Origin of the sequence: Deinococcus sp. QL22 (genome assembly GCF_023370075.1) — a bacterium.
GTDB lineage: Bacteria > Deinococcota > Deinococci > Deinococcales > Deinococcaceae > Deinococcus.
Genome location: NZ_CP097154.1, coordinates 92,114 through 108,805 on the forward strand (window position 1 = coordinate 92,114; position 16,692 = coordinate 108,805).

18 protein-coding genes and 2 pseudogenes are annotated in these 16,692 nt (G+C 60.7%); 16 read left to right on the plus strand and 4 right to left on the minus strand.

Annotation, left to right across the window (positions count from 1 at the left end; genetic code table 11):
* Positions 1-32: 32 nt before the first annotated feature.
* Positions 33-1,247 (minus strand): AI-2E family transporter, encoded by a 1,215-nt coding sequence (locus M1R55_RS26935; protein ID WP_249396315.1) that lies wholly within the window; start codon positions 1,245-1,247, stop codon positions 33-35.
* Between the two features lie 385 nt (positions 1,248-1,632).
* Here M1R55_RS26935 and M1R55_RS26940 point away from each other — a divergent pair, with 385 nt between their 5' ends.
* From M1R55_RS26940 to M1R55_RS26965, 6 genes and pseudogenes are all read left to right on the plus strand, one after another.
* Positions 1,633-2,010 (plus strand): hypothetical protein, encoded by a 378-nt coding sequence (locus tag M1R55_RS26940; protein ID WP_249396316.1) that lies wholly within the window; start codon positions 1,633-1,635, stop codon positions 2,008-2,010.
* A gap of 31 nt (positions 2,011-2,041) precedes the next feature.
* A complete protein-coding gene (locus M1R55_RS26945; RefSeq protein ID WP_249396317.1) occupies positions 2,042-2,212 on the plus strand; it encodes a hypothetical protein in 171 nt (56 codons plus the stop codon).
* Between the two features lie 39 nt (positions 2,213-2,251).
* Positions 2,252-2,458 (plus strand): hypothetical protein, encoded by a 207-nt coding sequence (locus tag M1R55_RS26950; RefSeq protein WP_249396318.1) that lies wholly within the window; start codon positions 2,252-2,254, stop codon positions 2,456-2,458.
* A gap of 39 nt (positions 2,459-2,497) precedes the next feature.
* Positions 2,498-3,015: pseudogene (locus tag M1R55_RS26955) on the plus strand (GGDEF domain-containing protein).
* Between the two features lie 112 nt (positions 3,016-3,127).
* Positions 3,128-4,171, plus strand: a complete 1,044-nt coding sequence (locus M1R55_RS26960; RefSeq protein ID WP_249396319.1) for a zinc-dependent alcohol dehydrogenase family protein — start codon at positions 3,128-3,130, stop codon at positions 4,169-4,171.
* A gap of 172 nt (positions 4,172-4,343) precedes the next feature.
* Positions 4,344-4,463 carry a hypothetical protein gene (locus M1R55_RS26965; protein WP_249396320.1) on the plus strand — a complete coding sequence of 40 codons (120 nt, stop codon included), beginning with the start codon at positions 4,344-4,346 and terminating at the stop codon, positions 4,461-4,463.
* Between the two features lie 371 nt (positions 4,464-4,834).
* On the opposite strand, the gene M1R55_RS26970 is transcribed toward M1R55_RS26965, so the two are convergent.
* Entirely contained in the window at positions 4,835-5,818 is a 984-nt protein-coding gene (locus tag M1R55_RS26970; protein ID WP_249396321.1) for an aldo/keto reductase, read from the minus strand.
* Positions 5,819-6,240: 422 nt separating this feature from the next.
* Between M1R55_RS26970 and M1R55_RS26975 the strand changes: the two genes are divergently transcribed.
* A complete protein-coding gene (locus M1R55_RS26975) occupies positions 6,241-7,260 on the plus strand; it encodes a beta-carotene 15,15'-dioxygenase, Brp/Blh family (RefSeq protein ID WP_249396322.1) in 1,020 nt (339 codons plus the stop codon).
* An 18-nt stretch (positions 7,261-7,278) separates the two neighbouring features.
* Here M1R55_RS26975 and M1R55_RS26980 read toward each other — a convergent pair whose 3' ends face one another.
* Positions 7,279-8,337 carry an aldo/keto reductase gene (locus tag M1R55_RS26980; protein WP_249396323.1) on the minus strand — a complete coding sequence of 353 codons (1,059 nt, stop codon included), beginning with the start codon at positions 8,335-8,337 and terminating at the stop codon, positions 7,279-7,281.
* A gap of 129 nt (positions 8,338-8,466) precedes the next feature.
* Here M1R55_RS26980 and M1R55_RS26985 point away from each other — a divergent pair, with 129 nt between their 5' ends.
* The 4 genes from M1R55_RS26985 (at position 8,467) to M1R55_RS27000 (ending at position 12,858) form a co-directional block, all read left to right on the plus strand.
* Complete coding sequence (locus M1R55_RS26985; protein ID WP_249396324.1) at positions 8,467-9,024, plus strand: TetR family transcriptional regulator; 558 nt, start codon at positions 8,467-8,469, stop codon at positions 9,022-9,024.
* A 357-nt stretch (positions 9,025-9,381) separates the two neighbouring features.
* Positions 9,382-10,263 carry a DUF2382 domain-containing protein gene (locus M1R55_RS26990; RefSeq protein WP_249396325.1) on the plus strand — a complete coding sequence of 294 codons (882 nt, stop codon included), beginning with the start codon at positions 9,382-9,384 and terminating at the stop codon, positions 10,261-10,263.
* 53 nt (positions 10,264-10,316) lie between these two features.
* A complete protein-coding gene (locus M1R55_RS26995) occupies positions 10,317-10,589 on the plus strand; it encodes a WGxxGxxG family protein (RefSeq protein ID WP_249396326.1) in 273 nt (90 codons plus the stop codon).
* A gap of 364 nt (positions 10,590-10,953) precedes the next feature.
* On the plus strand, positions 10,954-12,858 hold the full coding sequence (locus tag M1R55_RS27000) for an NPCBM/NEW2 domain-containing protein (RefSeq protein WP_249396327.1): 1,905 nt from the start codon (positions 10,954-10,956) through the stop codon (positions 12,856-12,858).
* 151 nt (positions 12,859-13,009) lie between these two features.
* Here the strand turns inward: M1R55_RS27000 and M1R55_RS27005 are convergent, their stop codons facing one another.
* The gene (locus M1R55_RS27005) at positions 13,010-13,948 is read right to left on the minus strand and encodes a DUF808 domain-containing protein (protein ID WP_249396328.1); all 939 of its coding nucleotides are present in this window, start codon (positions 13,946-13,948) and stop codon (positions 13,010-13,012) included.
* Positions 13,949-14,373: 425 nt separating this feature from the next.
* Between M1R55_RS27005 and M1R55_RS27010 the strand changes: the two genes are divergently transcribed.
* The 5 genes and pseudogenes from M1R55_RS27010 to M1R55_RS27030 all read left to right on the plus strand — a co-directional run bounded on the left by M1R55_RS27010 (position 14,374) and on the right by M1R55_RS27030 (position 16,608).
* Positions 14,374-14,586, plus strand: coding sequence for a hypothetical protein (locus M1R55_RS27010; protein ID WP_249396329.1), 213 nt, complete (start codon positions 14,374-14,376; stop codon positions 14,584-14,586).
* A pseudogene (locus M1R55_RS27015) lies at positions 14,528-14,815 on the plus strand (carboxylesterase family protein). Before M1R55_RS27010 ends, M1R55_RS27015 begins: the two are co-directional and overlap by 59 nt.
* 301 nt (positions 14,816-15,116) lie before the next feature.
* A complete protein-coding gene (locus M1R55_RS27020) occupies positions 15,117-15,440 on the plus strand; it encodes a GAF domain-containing protein (RefSeq protein WP_249396330.1) in 324 nt (107 codons plus the stop codon).
* Positions 15,419-16,168, plus strand: a complete 750-nt coding sequence (locus tag M1R55_RS27025) for a hypothetical protein (RefSeq protein WP_249396331.1) — start codon at positions 15,419-15,421, stop codon at positions 16,166-16,168. Before M1R55_RS27020 ends, M1R55_RS27025 begins: the two co-directional genes overlap by 22 nt.
* 23 nt (positions 16,169-16,191) lie before the next feature.
* Positions 16,192-16,608 (plus strand): GGDEF domain-containing protein, encoded by a 417-nt coding sequence (locus tag M1R55_RS27030; protein WP_249396332.1) that lies wholly within the window; start codon positions 16,192-16,194, stop codon positions 16,606-16,608.
* Positions 16,609-16,692 lie beyond the last annotated feature (84 nt).

A 16,692-nucleotide genomic window follows, 5' to 3' on the forward strand; every position in this document is an offset into this window, starting at 1 on the left:
CGCTGCCCGTCCGTATTTTTAGTCAGTTCGGACTACCTGCTCTGCCCTCCTTCCGGGCGCAAGCTCTGGTCTGGTGTCACGATCATCGGTGGGTCAGGCTCGGCTTCTAGTCTTGGATAAGGGCGGCTGATGGCCTGATACCCCCGGCTGCGGTAGTAATACGCTTCGGTCAGGGCTTTGGCGAGCGCAGCCAACGGCACCGAGATGAACAAGCCGGGAATGCCGAACAGGCCCACGCCGAAGGTGACGGCCAAGACGACTGCCAACGACGACAGATTGGTGTTCTGGCCGATGACTCTGGGCGAGATGGCATGCACCGACAGTTGATCGGCGAGCAGGAAGACCACCAGCACCAGCACCACCTTCAGGCCGCCCAACGGGACTGCCAGCAGCAGGGCAGGAATCAGCGCCACCCAGAAGCCCAGATACGGCACGATATAAAACAGCGCCGCTACGAAGCCGATGCCCAGCGCAGCGGGATGGCCGAGGCCCGTGAGACCCGTACCTACCATCAGGCCAAAAGACAGCGTCACGAGCATTTGGCCCCGAAAATACCCGCCCACAGCGTTGCCCACGTGCCCGCTGATGTCATCGGCCAACGTCTGAAAACGCCGGGGCAACAGCCGCAGCAAGGACGGCCCGATCTGCGGATACCGCGCCATCATGTAAATGCTGATGATGATGGTCAACACCACTTGCCCCAATATTCCCACCGCGCCCAGCAAGCCGCCGACCAGCACGCCGCTGGGCGAAAAGACCTCGCCCAGCACTGCGCCAAGGTTGCTGGACAAATTCTGGGTGAGGCTGCTGAGCCACACCTCGACCTGCTGCTGCACGCCTGCCAACGCCGGACGCTTTTCGGCCAACTGGCTGAGCCACGCACTGAAGGTATCAGCCAAACTGGGGAGTGCCTGCACCAGCGACGACACCTGATTGAACACCACGCCCAGCAGTGGGCTGATGGCGGTAAACACTCCCACGACTACCAACAGCAGCAACGTAATTCCCAATGGCCGCTTGACACCGTACCGTTCTAGGCGCTGCAGCACGGGTTGAACGAGGTAAGCGATCAGGTACGCCGCCAGCGTCGCAATCAGTACCGTTCTGAGTCGGCGGTACAGCCACAGCAGGACAAAGCCGACCAGCACATACACGATCAGCCGGAACCAAGCCGATTTCCAGAGGGTGCCGAGGGTACTGGGCGGAGCGACAGGAACAGGGGAAGGCGGCGGAAACGATGAAGACATGGAAGGTTCCTCTGAGGGCGAAAGAGTGGGCTTGAACGCGACCCTACAATAGAGGAACGGACAGGAGAAGGCGGGGCACAGAAGGCGTGCGGCGGGGGGGTTGGGTGGCCGCTGCTCGGTCTCTCGGTTGCGGTCTCTGGCCCAAGCGGGGCGACACAATCTAAATACGGTGCGTTTTGGCCTACAACCACGGCTTTTAGGAGGGCGGCCATCTGCCATAGTGGGGAATGACTGATGAGCAAGCCGCCGAGCACGCTTGGGCCAGCCGTATGAGCGACCCGGCGGCGGCTTGGGCTTTCGCGGAGTCAGCCTGTGCAGACCAAACGGCCCGGCACACAGCACAGCAATCGGCTCATCAATCTTCTCAGCAGCCCGCTCAGGCCTTGTGCTGCGGGCCTACCTGAATTGGCGTGAGGGACGCTACCCAGAAGGGCTGCAGGATATAGACGCCGCCGAACCGACTTTGCGGGAAGCGGGTCACTGGGTCTGGCTGGCGCGGGCCCTGCACATCAAAGGCGCGGTGCTGATGTCTGTCGGGCAGGCTCGGGAGGCCGCAGACGCAGAAATGGCGGCCCTCGCCCACAACGATATCGGTGTGCAATTGGTCTGGGACGACCCGGAGCGGGCGCGGCTGCGTTTTCAGATGGCCTTTGATGTGGCTCACGAAGCAGGGCCGGGCTTGGAAGCGACAGCGTGGCCGAGCAGGATTTGGGCCACACGGAACGCAGTCAGGTCATGCTCGATGTGGCCGAAGAGCAGGTGATGGCCGCCCACGCCTGGCCCTACTGGGTGTGGTGAGCCAACAGGCGCTGCGCCTAGCGGCGGCAGGCGAGGTGGAGGCTGCCCGCTCCCGCCTGAACGCTGTACTGGTTCGCCCACTGCCTACAGAAAGTCGCCGTTTCCTGACCTTCCATTCGGCGAAACTGGAGGCCAACTCCGGTGACCCAGCCTCGGCCCTCGCGTAGCTGGAGCAGCTTGAGGTCTGGGCCACCACTCGCCTAGATATGCTGGACGACGTGTTGCAGGTGCGGGCCTCGGCTCAGGCGCGGTTGGGCAAGCACCACAGCGCCTACCTGACCTTGCTGGAGATGGTGCAAGCCGTCAAAACCCGCTGTAAGAAGGAACTGAGCACCCAACTGAAGGTGGTGGAAACTGTCCACCGCACCGAGGAAACCCGGCAGAATATGGAACTGTTTCGCCACACTATGTAGGCGCTGGAAGCAGAGCAGGACGACCTGAAAACGGTCAGCGTGACCGACGACCTGACGGGCCTGAATAATCGGCGCTATTTCGAGCAGTGGTGCGGCGAGCAGATGGCTTCCGGCTCGGCCCTGACGCTGGCTTTCATTGACGTAGACCACCTTAAGCACATCAACGATACCTTCGGTCACAGTGCGGGGGATCAGGTGCTAGGGAATTGGCGGCCCTGTTTGTGCGCTACCTTGCCCCTGATGACCTGTTGGCACGGCTGGGCGGCGATGAATTCGTGGTGGTGCGGCTTCAACCCAGCCCCGACAGCCTGGCCGCGACGCTGGAACGGATTCGGGTGGCGTGTGAAGCGCAGTGGGCGGCCAGTCCCCTCCATGTTGCGGTCAGCGCCGGAGTGAGGGCTGTGCGCAGCACGCTCAGTGACGGCCTGCGCCAAGCCGACCTGAGCATGTATACCGCCAAACGCGCCGGACGCAACCGGGTCTCTGTGCTCGATCCGGCGTTGGACAGCTCGGATGGAAAGCCCCACAGTTTGGACTTCCAATTGCAATCCGTATGACTCGGCTGAGCGGGCAGACACGGGCGATGTGAATGGGTTAGGTGAAGAACTGCGGCGTTCTAAGTCCTCCCACTCGTCTGGCCCGCTAGAGTCTGAGCATGAGAGTTTGGATATGAAGGGCGTCATGTACACCGCCTTTGGCGAGCAGCCCGAACTGGTCACTGTGCCCGATCCGACCCCTACCGAGTCTGGCGTGGTGGTGCAGGTTGGGGCCACAGGCGTGTGCCGCAGCGATTGGCACGGCTGGATGGGCCACGACCCCGATATAGCTCTGCCACATATTCCGGGCCACGAACTTGCCGGAACCGTGGTGGCGGTGGGCGCACAGGTGCAGCGTTGGCGGGCTGGAGACCGCGTGACCCTGCCATTCGTCTGCGGCTGCGGGCGCTGTTCTCAGTGTCAGGCGGGGCATCAACAGGTCTGCGAACGGCAATTTCAGCCGGGATTTACGCACTGGGGATCGTTTGCCGAGTATGTGGCGCTGGAGTTTGCAGACCAGAACTTGGTGCGCCTGCCGGACAGCATGGACTTTGTGACCGCTGCCAGCCTTGGCTGCCGCTTTGCCACTTCTTTTCGGGCGGTGGTGCAGCAGGGGCGGGTGCGGGGGGGAGAATGGGTGGCCGTGCACGGCTGCGGCGGTATAGGTCTGTCGGCCATCATGATCGCCAAGGCTCACGGGGCCAGTGTCGTTGCCATTGATATTGACGATGCCAAGCTGGAGTTGGCCCGCCAACTGGGAGCCGATCAGACCGTCAACAGCCGCACCATGCCAGATGCGGTGGCCGCGGTACGGGAACTTTCCGGGGGCGGTGTACATCTCTCGCTGGACGCACTGGGCCACCCGCAAACCTGTTTCAATTCGGTGCAAAACCTCAGAACGCGGGGGCGGCATGTGCAGGTGGGCTTGCTGCTGGCCGACCAACGCCACCCCGCCGTGCCGATGGACGCCGTGATTTCGCGGGAACTGGAGATTTACGGCAGTCACGGCCTCGCCGCCCACGCCTACCCAGACATGCTGAGAATGATCGAGAGTGGATTGCTGAAGCCTGATCAACTCATCGGCAACCGCATTTCGCTGGAGCAGTCTATAGACGCGCTGGTCAACATGAACCAATTCGCGGGTCTAGGGATGACGGTGGTAGACCGCTTCGTGTAAAGAATGATCTGCTGAAGACTGGTCTGCTCAGGCTTTCAGAAAGTCTTCGAACGGTTGTGTTGCCTTTATTGGGCCGAGGTCGGTTGACTGTCCGTGACCGACACCAAGCCCTCCGGCCACCGTGGGTGGTGTCCGGCACGGGTGGTGACGGGCGGTTGACCAGTCCGGCGTTGTGCTTGACATCCTGCTTGGGCGGCACCGGGATCCCGATGCCGCCAAGACCTTCCTGACCAAACTGTGGGGTGAAGACGACGTCCCAGAGGTCATTCACACCGGGTCAGCTCCGAAGTGACGGCGCAGCCATCCGGGAGCGTCCGAGCTTGGCGGAGGTGGATCACCCGCAGGTGAGCTCCACGGTTTGGGGCAACACCGTGACCTGGCCAGAACACCGATGCACTTGCCGACAAGAGCGAAGTCAGCAGGGGGTGAAGGGGCGAAAACGCGCTCAAGCGTTCCTGGGGCTGCACGCCCGCATCACGACTCTTCACCAGGATTCCCGAACGCGCGGTTCCGCCCCCACCAGAAGAAAAAATCAGGAACAAGCGTTCCAGACGGGGTCAGCCGTCGCGGCAGGGATGGCCTGAGATTCAGGCCATCCCTGCCCTCAGCTTACCGTGACGCAAATTAAGGCAACACAAGCCTTCGAACTAGTCTAGAGCGCCCTCACCACAGCGGGTGAACCTGTGCGCGGATTAGGTCGTCGTATACGGCCTGCACGCCCTTCATCTGTTCTTCAGTCAGGGGAGACAGGTCTGCCGCCGCCGTATTGTCGGCCACCTGCTGGGGCGTTTTGGCTCCGGGAATCGCGCAACTGATCTCCGGAAACATCAGAATCCAGCGCAGGGCGAACTGGGCCAACGTCGCGCCTTCCGGCACCAGTGGCCGCAACCGTTCCACCGCTTCCAGCCCCGCGTCATAGTCCACGCCCGAAAAGGTTTCGCCCCGGTCAAAAGCCTCGCCGTGACGATTGAACCGGCGGTGATCGTCTTCGGCAAAGGCGGTATCGCGCCTCAGCTTGCCGCTGAGCAGGCCGCTGGCGAGCGGTACCCGCGCAATGATGCCCACGCCGTGCGCCCGCGCCGCTGCAAACAATTCTTCGGCGGGCTTGAGCCGGAAGGCATTGAAGATAATTTGCACAGTCGCCACGTGAGGATGCTGGATGGCGGTCAGCGCCTCCTGCACCGTTTCCACACTGACGCCATAGGCCCGCAGCAGGCCGTCCTGCACCAGCTCGTCCAGCGCGCCGTACACGTCATCGCGCTCGTACACCTCGCTGGGCGGGCAATGCAGTTGCAGCAAATCCAGCGCCTCTGCACCGAGGTTGTGTAGGCTGCGCTCCACGAACGCCTGCAAATTCTGGCGGTTGTAGCCTGCGGCGGTGTGCGGATCGAGGCGGCGGCCTGCTTTGGTGGCCACCACAAAAGGGTCGGATCGCTCGCGGCGCAGGCGGGCGAGCAGTTGCTCGCTGTGGCCGTCGCCGTACACGTCCGCCGTATCAAAAAAATTGACACCCAGATCGAGGGCGCGGTGCAGTGCGGCGAGGCTGGTGGTATCGTCCACCGCGCCCCAGGTGCCGCCGATGGCCCAAGCGCCGAAACCGATAGGGGAGATCAAGTGCCCCGTTTTGCCAAGTCGTCTGGGTTCCATGTTCGCTCCTGTGGGGCTAAGAAATTGTGTCTGCTCAAGAGAGTGCGACTTAGAAGCTAGGGTCAACGTCTGAGCCGGGAATGCCGTGTCCAACAAGTTTGAAGACACCATAGCGTGACGGCCTGCCTCCGCACGGCCTTTCTGAAGCAGCGGCAAAGCCCGCTTGAGTGCCGCCCTGAAACTGACCGCGACAACTGTATGAACTGCTAAAGCGGCATCCTAAGGCTTTGATTAGGTTGGGCTCAAGAAACTCAATACCCACCGACTATCGGCTGAAGCTTCGGCGCGGTTTGAGCAGACCATAGCTGCCAGACGGCTTTCAGGAGGCGCGTGACCGTTTTGATTCTGTCCAGATTGCTGTTGTTGCCCTCGCGACTGTTCTCGCCTGCTGCCATTTTTCTGCCCGCTGCCACCCCATCCGTATGAAATGGACTTCTGACCGTGCGGCGGTGAAACTATGGCTCCGGCCTGTCGGTGCGGCCCCGCTTCCCCTGACGCTGATTCCGTGGAGCAGCATGGCGCTTTTGCTGGTGCTGTGGCTGCTGTTTCCGCAGTCGCTGACCCGCCTGATGTACCTACCTCTGCTGGTCAGCACGGTGCTGCTGGGCATTCCGCACGGGGCGCTGGATCACCTGGTTCCCACCCGAATTGGCTGGCGCTGGGGCCAACGGCTGGGCGTGGTGGTGGTGTATATCGCGGTTTACGCGCTGCTGGCTGCCCTTGCACTGGGCCTCTGGTGGCTCCTGCCCTGCGCCGCATTCTGGGGATTCGTGCTGTTGTCGTGCCTGCATTGGGGGCACGGCGACCTGCATTACCTGGAAACGGTGCAGGGCCGCCGCCGCTGGCTGGGACGCTGGAGCGCGGCAGTCACGCTGTTGGCGCGGGGCAGCCTGCCTATTCTGGTGCCGCTGTTGGCCTTTCCGGAATGGTTCGGGCGCTTGGCGTCGGGCGTAGGGCAGGCGTTTGGGCAAGGTGAGATCATCAAAACGGCCAGTGGCCCGCTGCTCTCCGCCCCTGTGTTCAACGCTTTGGCAGTCGTGGTCGGCGTCATCCTGCTGGGGTATGTAGCCGATACGCTGCGTTCCAGCCGAGTTCTGCTGACTGAACTGGCTGAAACGGCGCTGCTCCTGTTGACTTTCCTGCTGGTGCCCGCACCGCTGTCTATCGGCATCTATTTCACGCTGTGGCACGCCTGGCGGCATCTGGGACGCTTGCTGAAACTTCAGCCTGTAGCGGCCCGCCCGGTGCTGCGCCTCAGCCGCGACCTTCTGCCGATTTCTCTGATTGCCCTTGCCTTGCTGGGCGGCCTGTACCTCTGGGCGGCTCCGCAGGTGCATAACCTGGAAACCTTTGCCGCGTTGTACCTGGCCCTGATTGCCGCGCTCACACTCCCTCACGCCCTGTTGGTGGCGGTGATGGACTTGAAACCCGGTTCAGCTTGAGGTCATCCCGAACGGCTTTTAGTCGTCCCAGCCCTGCACCGAGGCCCCGCCAAACACGGCGTTCTTCAGCATTTTGGTCATGCCGTGTGCCGGGTCAAGCACGCTGCGGTCATTCAGGCGCTTCAGTTGTTCGGGCGTCAGGCGCAGTTCTAGGGCGCTGAGGCTGTCGTGCAGTTGCGCGAGTTTGCTGGCTCCCACGATGGGCGCGGTTACGCCCGGTTGCGCCAAGACCCAGGCGAGCGCCACCTGCGCGGGCGGACGTTCCACCTCGGCGGCGATTTCCTGCACAGCGTCCAGCACTTGCCAGTTGTGCTCGGTAAATTTGGTGTCGCCAAAGGGATTGGGGCCGCTGAGCCGCCCTGCCGCCCCTGCTTGAGTCGGGCTGGCTCCTGCCGATTCGCGGCTGTATTTGCCACTCAAAAAGCCCGCTCCCAACGGACTCCACGGCGTAATGCCAATGCCGCACGCTTTGGCCGCAGGGACATATTCTTGCTCCAGGCTGCGCTCTACCAGAGAATACTGGGCTTGCAGGGCCACCGGGCCGGGCAAGCCGTTTTCGGCGGCAAGAGTAGCGGCGCGGGCCAAATACCACGCAGGCACGTTGGAAAAGCCGTAATACCGGATGGTGCCTGCCCGCACGAGGTCGCCGAACGACTGCACCACTTCCTCTACGGGCGTCACCGAATCCCAGGCGTGCATCCAGTACAGGTCGATGTAGTTGGTGTGCAGGCGGCGTAAGGAGCCTTCCAGCGCCCGTTGCATGTTCTTGCGCCCGTTGCCGCTGGCGTTGGGATTGCCGCGCACCGCCCCAAAGGTGAATTTGGTCGCCAGCACCAACTGGTCGCGCAACTTACGGGACGCCGTGTACTGGCCCACCAGTTCCTCACTGCGCCCACCCGAATACACGTCGGCGGTATCTATAAAATTGCCGCCCGCATCCACATACTCATTGAAAATGCTCTCCGACACGTCGTCAGGCGAGCCCCAGCGCGGCGTGCCAAAGGTCATGGTGCCCAGCGAAAGAGGGCTGACGATCAGGCCGGAGCGTCCAAGGGTACGAAAGTCGGTGAGCTTCATAGGTCTCCTGCGGGGCGGAACAAAGCGCGAAAATGAGAGGAGAGAGGCAACCAACTGGTTGCTTGGTGGATGCATTACAACAGCTTGGTTTTCAGAAGTCAAACAACAGGTTGGTTGTATGCTGAATGTGTGAAGAGAGACGCCCAAGCTACCCGGCAACGGATTTTGGAGGCGGCCACCGCCGAATTCGCCCGCTACGGCATTGCTGGCGCACGCATAGACCGAATCGCAAAAGCTTCGGGCAGCAACAAAGCCATGATCTATGCTTACTACCACAGCAAAGACCAGTTATTCGATGCCGTATTCGACGCCCTGATCGTTCGCAATATGAATGACGTTCCGGTAGACGTGCATGACCTCGCAGAATACGCCGCCCGCCTGTTCGACCAGTTTCAGAAGTACCCAGAAGTGTTCCGAATCGGTGTGTGGGACGGCCTGGAACGTGGCGCGGTGGGCATGAAGACAGACGCGGTTGTAGAAGCCAACCGTCACAAGGTGGCCGAAATCCGGAGGGCACAGGAACACGGCCTGCTGAGCGCGACTTTCCCGCCCAACATCCTGCTTGATCTGGTCATTGCCCTGACCCAAACCCGGCCCCTGCTGATGGATGGTTCGGAACAGGAGATTGATCACGCCGAGCGCAGGCGGGCCATTAAGGACGCAGTGAATGCCTTATTGCGTCACTAAAATCAGCCGTTCAACTCCTGTGGAATGGGACTTCACAATCTTTGGATTGAGTTTTCATTAACTCGGCAGCCGAATCGAGTTTCCCCCACCAACAAAGCTTTTATCGGAATCTACAACCGGATATGGATCTGGATTAGCGACTGTTTATTTGAGTGGGATTTGAAAGCTTTTAATACGGCATTTACCGTAATCATTCTCTATGATCCGATTGACAACGACCGAGCTTGCCAAAGAAACGTGACAAAAGTAAACATCCAATGGTCTAAAACTAAATAGGTCTGAATCTGTTCTCAGGGAAAGACAGTGAAGTGAAATGCCACCATTCACGGAGTACGTCTTCACCCTCAAGGAGCGAACATGACCCATTTGCATAGACTTTCTCAGATTTCCAGTCAACACAGCGCCGACTTTCAGGACACGGGCATGTACAGTCCAGTGGGCACCCCTGCTTTTCTGTCCGGCCACCAGCAGTTGGGTATGGTACGTGACGCCCTCGTAGACGATGATTACGGCAAGTTGCGGTACCTGATCGTCGACCAGAATGGCGGCGACCTGAACGGCGCAGTCTTGCTGCCCATCGGCCTCGCCCGTTTTGAAGACGACGGTGTGTACTTCGACGATCTCACCACAAGTCAACTGTCTTCTCTCCACCGCTACAGCGACGACGAAGACTACACGTTCGACGCCCAGAGCAGCGATGAGCGCGTGCTGCGCGGAGACCAGATGAGCATGGCTGCTCAGACTGCGGCGGTTGAGCCTACCCAAACGGCCACAACTGCCCAGACGTATAACTACCGTGACCAAGACACCAATGACCGGATGTTCAAGACGCCGGAGCGCCTGCAACTGTTGGAAGAACGCCTGTCGGTGAACAAAGAAAAATACATGGCGGGCAGTGTGCAGGTCAGCAAGCATGTGGAAACCCACGAAGAAAAAGTGCAGGTTCCTGTAATGCACGAGGAAGTGATCATTGAGCGCCATGCGGTGACCGACTCGCGCCCAGTCCAGGGTCAGGTGGAGATGGGCAGCAGCACCGAAACGCTCCGGGTGGATGTGGAAGCCGAGCGCGCCAACGTGAGCAAGGAAGCCTTTGTAACTGAAGAGGTCGAAATTGGCAAACGCGTCGTGACCACGCAGGAGCAGGTGACGGGCACGGTGGGCCGTGAAGTGCTGGACGTAAACCAGACAGGTGACGCCCGCATTACAGGCGACACCGACAACCAGCAGAACAAACGCTAACGGCGCTTGACTTCACGTTCAGCACTACTGATTTCTCAGCCTGCGGAGGCCCCATGACCTTACCTAAAAAAGCCCTGATTTTGACCCTGATGTTGACCCTCGCGCCGCTTCCGGCCTACGCACAAGACACCACCGACACGGCAACCACCGGGACGGATACAACTGTTCAGACGACTAACAATAATAATGATGGCTTTGATTGGAACTGGCTTGGTCTGCTCGGTCTGCTGGGCCTGGCTGGCCTGTCTGGTCGCCGTGAGGCTGTGGCTCCGGCCCGAACTGAAGTTCGTCTGGGCGGCCCCACTGATGGCCCCCGCCCCAGCTGATTAACACAACAGATCAACCCTGTTGATTCACGTTGAATCTCCAGAAGCCAGTTCCGGATGTCGGGGCTGGCTTCTTGTCTCCTGCATGGGCTGGCGGCCTAGAATTACTGTTCATGAAGTTCTTGAGTGTACCTGCCGCCTAGAGGGGAGCGTCATCTCCAACTGCGCTGTCCAGCACGGCCCAAATACCTTCTTAGCCGAAATCACAGCTTTGTTGACTCTGCTCAGCTTCCGCACAATCCGGCATTTTCTGAGTAACTTATGGCCCGCTTCACACCCGCAGCGAAGCGGGGATTTCTAGACTGGCCTCTCCCGATCTTCCAGCCCTCAGGCTCTTTCTTCGGTACTCAACAGGAGGCTTCCGATGGTCCTGCAACGCCCGTCCCGTTTTGCCACTCGTGCTCAAGGGTTGTTGCTGGTCACTGGCCTGCTGCTCGGTGGCTGTTCGCAGCAGTCCGCCCAGACCGACCCACAGCCCGGAGCCACAGACCCCTACGCAGATGGCATAGACCGCAGTTGGACAGACTCCCAACCGCCGCTTCAGGGCTTGGGCATCGTCACTGGCAGCAACGACCTGTCGGCGCTGAACTGGACTTCGGCCAGCAGCGGGTGGGGGCCAGTCGAACGTGACCGCAGCAACGGCGAAATGGCGGCGGGCGATGGGCGGGCGCTGACCCTGAACGGCAAGGTGTACGCCAAAGGCCTGGGCGTGCATTCGGTGTCCAGCATCTCCTATGCGCTGGGCGGGCAGTGTTCCACGTTTGTGACCGATGTCGGCCTGGACGATGAAATAGACAGACAAACTCAAGGTTCCGTGGTTTTCCAGGTCTTTGCGGATGGGGCCAAGCTGTTCGATTCGGGCCGAATGACGGGCAGCAGTGCCACCCAGAGCGTGAATGTAAGTGTAGCGGGTAAAAACGAATTGAAACTGGTCGTGACAGACGCCGGAGACGGCAAATCGTATGACCATGCCGACTGGGCAGGAGCGCGCCTAACGTGCAGTGTGCCTGCCGCCGGCCCGCCACCTGCCGCCAGTGTGAATGTAACCGTCAGCGTGCCCGCTAGCCTCCGCGCCGCGCCGTTCGATGTGGCCCGCACACTAAAAGTGCCGCCGAATTTCAAGATTTCGGTGTATACCCGGATTGATAAGGCCCGGTTTTTGCTGCCGCTGCCCAACGGTGACTTGTTGGTGTCTCAGCCCAGCACCGGCAAAGTGCTGCTGGTGCGCCCAGACGCAGGCGGTGTAGGCGTGGTCAGCGAGTTCGCCAGTGGCCTCTCATCCCCACACGACCTCGTGCTGGACGTGCAGGGCGGCGTAAGTTACCTGTATCTGGCCGAGAGCAGCAAGATCTCACGTTCAGTCTATGTAGCGGGCGACACGTCCCGGCGCAGTGCCAGCGTGATTGTCAATAGCTTGCCCGACAACAGCACGCCAGAACTTCAGGGCGCTTATTCGCACGCCCTCAAAAACATCGCTATAGACAGCAGTCACAGGCTGTATGTCTCGGTTGCCTCGGCCACCAATGCGAGCCCCAGCGATGTGACCGCCGCCTTCAAACGCGCCGCGATTTATGTGTACAACGCCGATGGCAGCGGGGGCCGCCTGTTTGCACAGGGCATCCGCAATGCCGAGGGACTGGCGGTGGTTCCGGGCACCAATACGCTGTGGGTGGCCGTCAACAACCGCGACAATATCGCGTACCCGTTCCACAACGACTGGCAAAACGATGGCACCGGCGACGATTACGGCAAGGTCATTCAGTCGTATGTGGACAACCATCCACCCGAAGAATTTACCAGCGTCCGCGACGGCGGCAACTACGGCTGGCCCTACTGCAACCCGAACCCCGATGCGGGCCTAGACCTGATGCCCTATGACCGCGACGTGCAAAACAACGCCGATGGCAGCAAGCTAAATTGCGGCGCGATCGACCGCATCAGCAAGGGCATTCAGGCGCACTCTGCCCCGCTGGGCCTGACGTTCCTGCAGGGTTCCAAGGTACCCGCCGCCTACCGCAACGGCGCGGTGATCGGGCTGCACGGCTGTTGGAATTGCTCGGCGTTCGTGGGCCATAAAGTCGTGTATTTCCCGTGGACAGCGCAGGGCACGGCGGGCACAGAGCAAGATCTGGTCACGGGCTGGGTCACCAACGCCGCCAGCAAAGTCCGCTGGGGCCGCCCGGTAGATGCCATGCCAGACGCAGCGGGCAATATCCTGATCTCCGATGACTACGCCAATGCCATTTACAAATTGAGTCCGGCACCCTGAGGTAGGAGGTCAAAACCACTCGAAAAAGTTCGGCCCTCATTTGGCGCTGAGCTGTGAGCCATGAATGATATGGACTCCGAACCGAATCCCGGAGTGTTGGGATTCGGTTCGGAGTCCGTACTTCGTTTTATCGTGACATCGGGGTTAGCCCTCAGTGCTTGTTTTTGCGGGGCAGCACATGCATAACGGCCACGATGATACCCCCAACGACCACGCCCACCACTGCAGAACCGAGGGTGTCGACCAGCCATTCCACCACAGCTTTGGCCGCAGGCACCGCCGCGCCCGCCCCTACCGCCAGGTCATGCAGGAAGTGGGCCGGCCCGCCCACACCGAACTTGTCGAGGCCGTCTATGATGATGTGCCCGCCCACCCACAGCATGGCCGCCGTGCCGATGACCGACAACGCCGCCATCACGACGGGCATGCCTTTGACCAGGCCGCGCCCGATGCTGCGAGCCACACCCGAACCGCTTCCAGCAAGTTTCAAGCCAAAATCGTCGGTTTTGACGATCAATCCGACCAGGCCGTACACCAACGCGGTAATCGCTAGGGCCACCAAGATCAAAATGATGGCGCGGGAAAAGAATGGTTGGTCAGCGACGTCGGCCAACGAAATCGCCATGATTTCTGCCGACAAAATAAAATCGGTGCGAATGGCTCCGGCCACCATCGTCTGCTCGTGCGCCGTGCTGGTCAGCTTGGCCGCCGATGCATCTGGCGCTTCCTTATGCCCCGATACCGCCTCGTACAGCTTTTCTGCACCCTCGTAGCACAGGTAAGCCCCGCCCAGCATCAGCAGGGGCGTTATGGCCCAGGGCAAAAACTGACTGAGCAGCAAGGCGGCAGGCAAAATAAATACGATCTTGTTGCGGAGTGACCCCTTGGCGATGCGCCAAATAATTGGCAGTTCCCGGTCTGGGCTAAACCCGGTGACATAGCGTGGCGTGACCGCCGTATCGTCGACCACGATGCCGATAGCCTTGGTGCCCGCCTTGCCTGCCGCCGCCGCGATGTCGTCCAGCGACGCGGCGGCGAGCTTGGCAATGGCCGCCACATCGTCGAGCAGAGCCACCAAACCGCCGCTCATTGCCCTGCGTCCAAGTCAGGTTGGGTACGGGCGGTGGTATAGCAATGGCTGGCAGCTAGAGGGGAAGAGAGTCGCGGCGAGATCATCAGACCCACAGCCTATCAATCTGCGGTGCGCAGGGCTGAATATGTCTGGTAGACCTTAAGAGGACTGGACAGGCCGTTGCTGGCATAAACTACGGCTCAGAGATCAAAAATCCCCTCTTCTTCGCTGCTGTTTCGGCCCGCGACTCTGATTTGCCCCAATCCGTACAGACTATGTTAGTGAGCCTGCTTACTTTGATGAACACTCCCCAGTGTCGATGACAAGTGTTGACAGCAGGTGTTGATGTCGTTGGGTGGATGCAGTTTTCCTTTTCTCTCTGCTCTTAGAGGCCAACTATGAGGTCGACTATGTTGAGAACAGTATTCTCCCGGCTATCAACAATGACTTTGCTCCTGACGTGTACTGCACAGGATCAGGCCACAGTTACGCAGACCGCAGCAGCGCAGACCCCAGTGGCCGTACAGACCGATCAGGGCGCAGTGACCGGACGGCAGGGCACCGCTAACAGCTTTTTGGGCATTCCCTACGCCGCCAGTGAACAATCTGCGCTGGCAACCGCCGCGGGCCGCGCCGACCTGGACGGTTCCGCGTGACGCCAGCCAGCCGGGGTCGGTGTGTCCTCAGATTGCCCTCGGCCTGTTTGCGGTGGCCGGAGTGACGCCCGGAGAGGTGCAGGGCAACGAAGACGGCCTGTTTTTGAATGTGTAGACGCCCAAATCGGCCACCGCCGACAGCCGCCTGCCCGTGATGGTGTGGCTGCACGGAGGCAGCTTTACGTTGGGGTCGGGCAGTGCCTACGACGGCAGTGTGCTGGCCGAGTAATACGGCGTGGTGGTCGTGACCCTGAATTACCGTTTGGGGGCACTGGGCTTCTTGTCGCTGCCCGCGCTGAACGCCGAAGCTGCCGACCAGACTTCTGTCGGGCCGCTTCTGCCACGCCCAACGCTCCCCGCAAGACGCTCAGAACCATGGCTTCTTTGATGTTGGTCGTCCAGGTTTTCCGTGGTTTCCCCATGGTGCTCTCCAGTGTGCTCGTCCCTCGCTTCAACAGGGTCAAGTTCTAGAAGTTATTGCTGGAGCATTACCCGGTGCTCCTTTCCCCGACCAAGAATACGCCCGGCTGTTGGCGCTGGCTCAGTACGAAATGCTCGATACTTATCCGGAAGAAGCGTTTAACCGGATCACCCGGCTGGCGGCCCACCTGCTCAAAACCCCCGTTGCTATGGTCAATTTTGTAGATCAGTACCGTTTGTGGGGCAAGGCGGCGGTGGGCGCGAGTCCGGTGAGTATGCCGCGTACCGATGCGCTGTGTGCATGGACGATTCTGCAAGACACGCCAATGGTCATCGAGAACGCTCACCTTGATCCCCGCTTTTCCCACAACCCGTTGGTTACGGGCGACCCGCACATTCACCGCACATTCATATGTATGCAGGCGCGCCCCTGACCAGTCCCAGTGGATACCGCATCGGCACGCTGTGTGTGCTGGACGATCAACCTCACCCCTTGACGCCCGCCGACGTGGCGGCCCTTCAGGATTTGGCGGCGCTGGTCGTAGATGAACTGGAACTCAGAATCAAGAATCTGCACCTGAGCCGCGAATTGGGCGCACAGGAGAAAGTGGGCCAGGAGCTGCGCCGGATTCTGGAACATGGCCGGGTGTTGGAAGGCGTGAGCAGCCTGATGGACCTTGACCTCGGCCCAGAAGAAATTACGTTGGCGGCGGGGTTACTGGGCGAAGCGCTGGGAACCGACTACACCGGCCTGGTCTGGTTTCAGGGAGACTGCATCAGAATGGAGGTTGCCTATACCCACCCCCGTTTGCCCGCTGCGGCGCAGGCCGTGCCTGAACAATTGTTTGGCTGGCCCAGCAGCATCATTTCGGCCCTGAAGAACGCCACGGCGCCGCTGTACCTGGAAGGTTACGCGGCCCATCCCAATGCCGTAGAACAAGTCGTTGTTGCGGGCATTGGGCAAATTGCGTGGCTGCCGCTGGGTACGCGCGGCACCGTCACCTCTTTGTTGATGACGGTGCGCCTGAAAGACAATGCCGTGACCCACTGGCGCAGCAGTGACCGGGCGCTGTTGGAAGCGGCGGGCAGAAGCGTTAGGAGTGCGCTGGATCGGCGTTTGGTGATGGACGCGGCCCTCCAGGAAGCCCGCCAAGACCCCTGACCGGGGCGCTGAACCGCCGGGCCTTGGAGCAAGACAGGAGTGATCGCCGGGCCAACAATCAGGCCTTTACCCTGGCGGTGCTGGATCTGGACGGCCTGAAGACAGTGAACGACGCTGAGGGCCACGCCCAGGGCGACAAAGTGTTGAAAGTATTTGCTGGAACACTGGCCGTAGACCTGGGCAACGCCGCCGATCTGTACCGGGTTGGCGGCGACGAATTCATCTTGCTCTCGGCCAGAACCGAGGAAGACGAGTTGCACGAACAAGTGGATGTGGCGGTGTTGGCGGCGCGGCAGGTGTCCACGCTCAGGGGCGTCAGCGTGGGGATCGCGCAGAGCAGCGAGGCGTCCGGGTTGGCCCTGATCGAACTGGCTGACCAACGGATGTACGCAGTGAAGCAGCGCCGTCAGGCCGTCCGGGCCAGCTTGGCGAGCGACTAGGCCAAGTGAAGAGGGCGAGTGGTCAGAGCTGAGGTGAGAGGACAAGCACTGCCTCTCAGCCTCACCACCCCGGAACCCTTGTTC

Coding starts and splice junctions, on each gene's coding strand:
- M1R55_RS26970 (WP_249396321.1), bottom strand. CDS start 5,818: ATGGAACCCAGACGACTTGGCAAAACGGGGCACTTGATCTCCCCTATC.
- M1R55_RS27000 (WP_249396327.1), top strand. CDS start 10,954: ATGGTCCTGCAACGCCCGTCCCGTTTTGCCACTCGTGCTCAAGGGTTG.
- M1R55_RS26980 (WP_249396323.1), bottom strand. CDS start 8,337: ATGAAGCTCACCGACTTTCGTACCCTTGGACGCTCCGGCCTGATCGTC.
- M1R55_RS26990 (WP_249396325.1), top strand. CDS start 9,382: ATGACCCATTTGCATAGACTTTCTCAGATTTCCAGTCAACACAGCGCC.
- M1R55_RS27005 (WP_249396328.1), bottom strand. CDS start 13,948: ATGAGCGGCGGTTTGGTGGCTCTGCTCGACGATGTGGCGGCCATTGCC.
- M1R55_RS26960 (WP_249396319.1), top strand. CDS start 3,128: ATGAAGGGCGTCATGTACACCGCCTTTGGCGAGCAGCCCGAACTGGTC.
- M1R55_RS26995 (WP_249396326.1), top strand. CDS start 10,317: ATGACCTTACCTAAAAAAGCCCTGATTTTGACCCTGATGTTGACCCTC.
- M1R55_RS27010 (WP_249396329.1), top strand. CDS start 14,374: ATGACTTTGCTCCTGACGTGTACTGCACAGGATCAGGCCACAGTTACG.
- M1R55_RS26935 (WP_249396315.1), bottom strand. CDS start 1,247: ATGTCTTCATCGTTTCCGCCGCCTTCCCCTGTTCCTGTCGCTCCGCCC.
- M1R55_RS26950 (WP_249396318.1), top strand. CDS start 2,252: ATGCTGGACGACGTGTTGCAGGTGCGGGCCTCGGCTCAGGCGCGGTTG.
- M1R55_RS27025 (WP_249396331.1), top strand. CDS start 15,419: ATGTATGCAGGCGCGCCCCTGACCAGTCCCAGTGGATACCGCATCGGC.
- M1R55_RS26975 (WP_249396322.1), top strand. CDS start 6,241: ATGAAATGGACTTCTGACCGTGCGGCGGTGAAACTATGGCTCCGGCCT.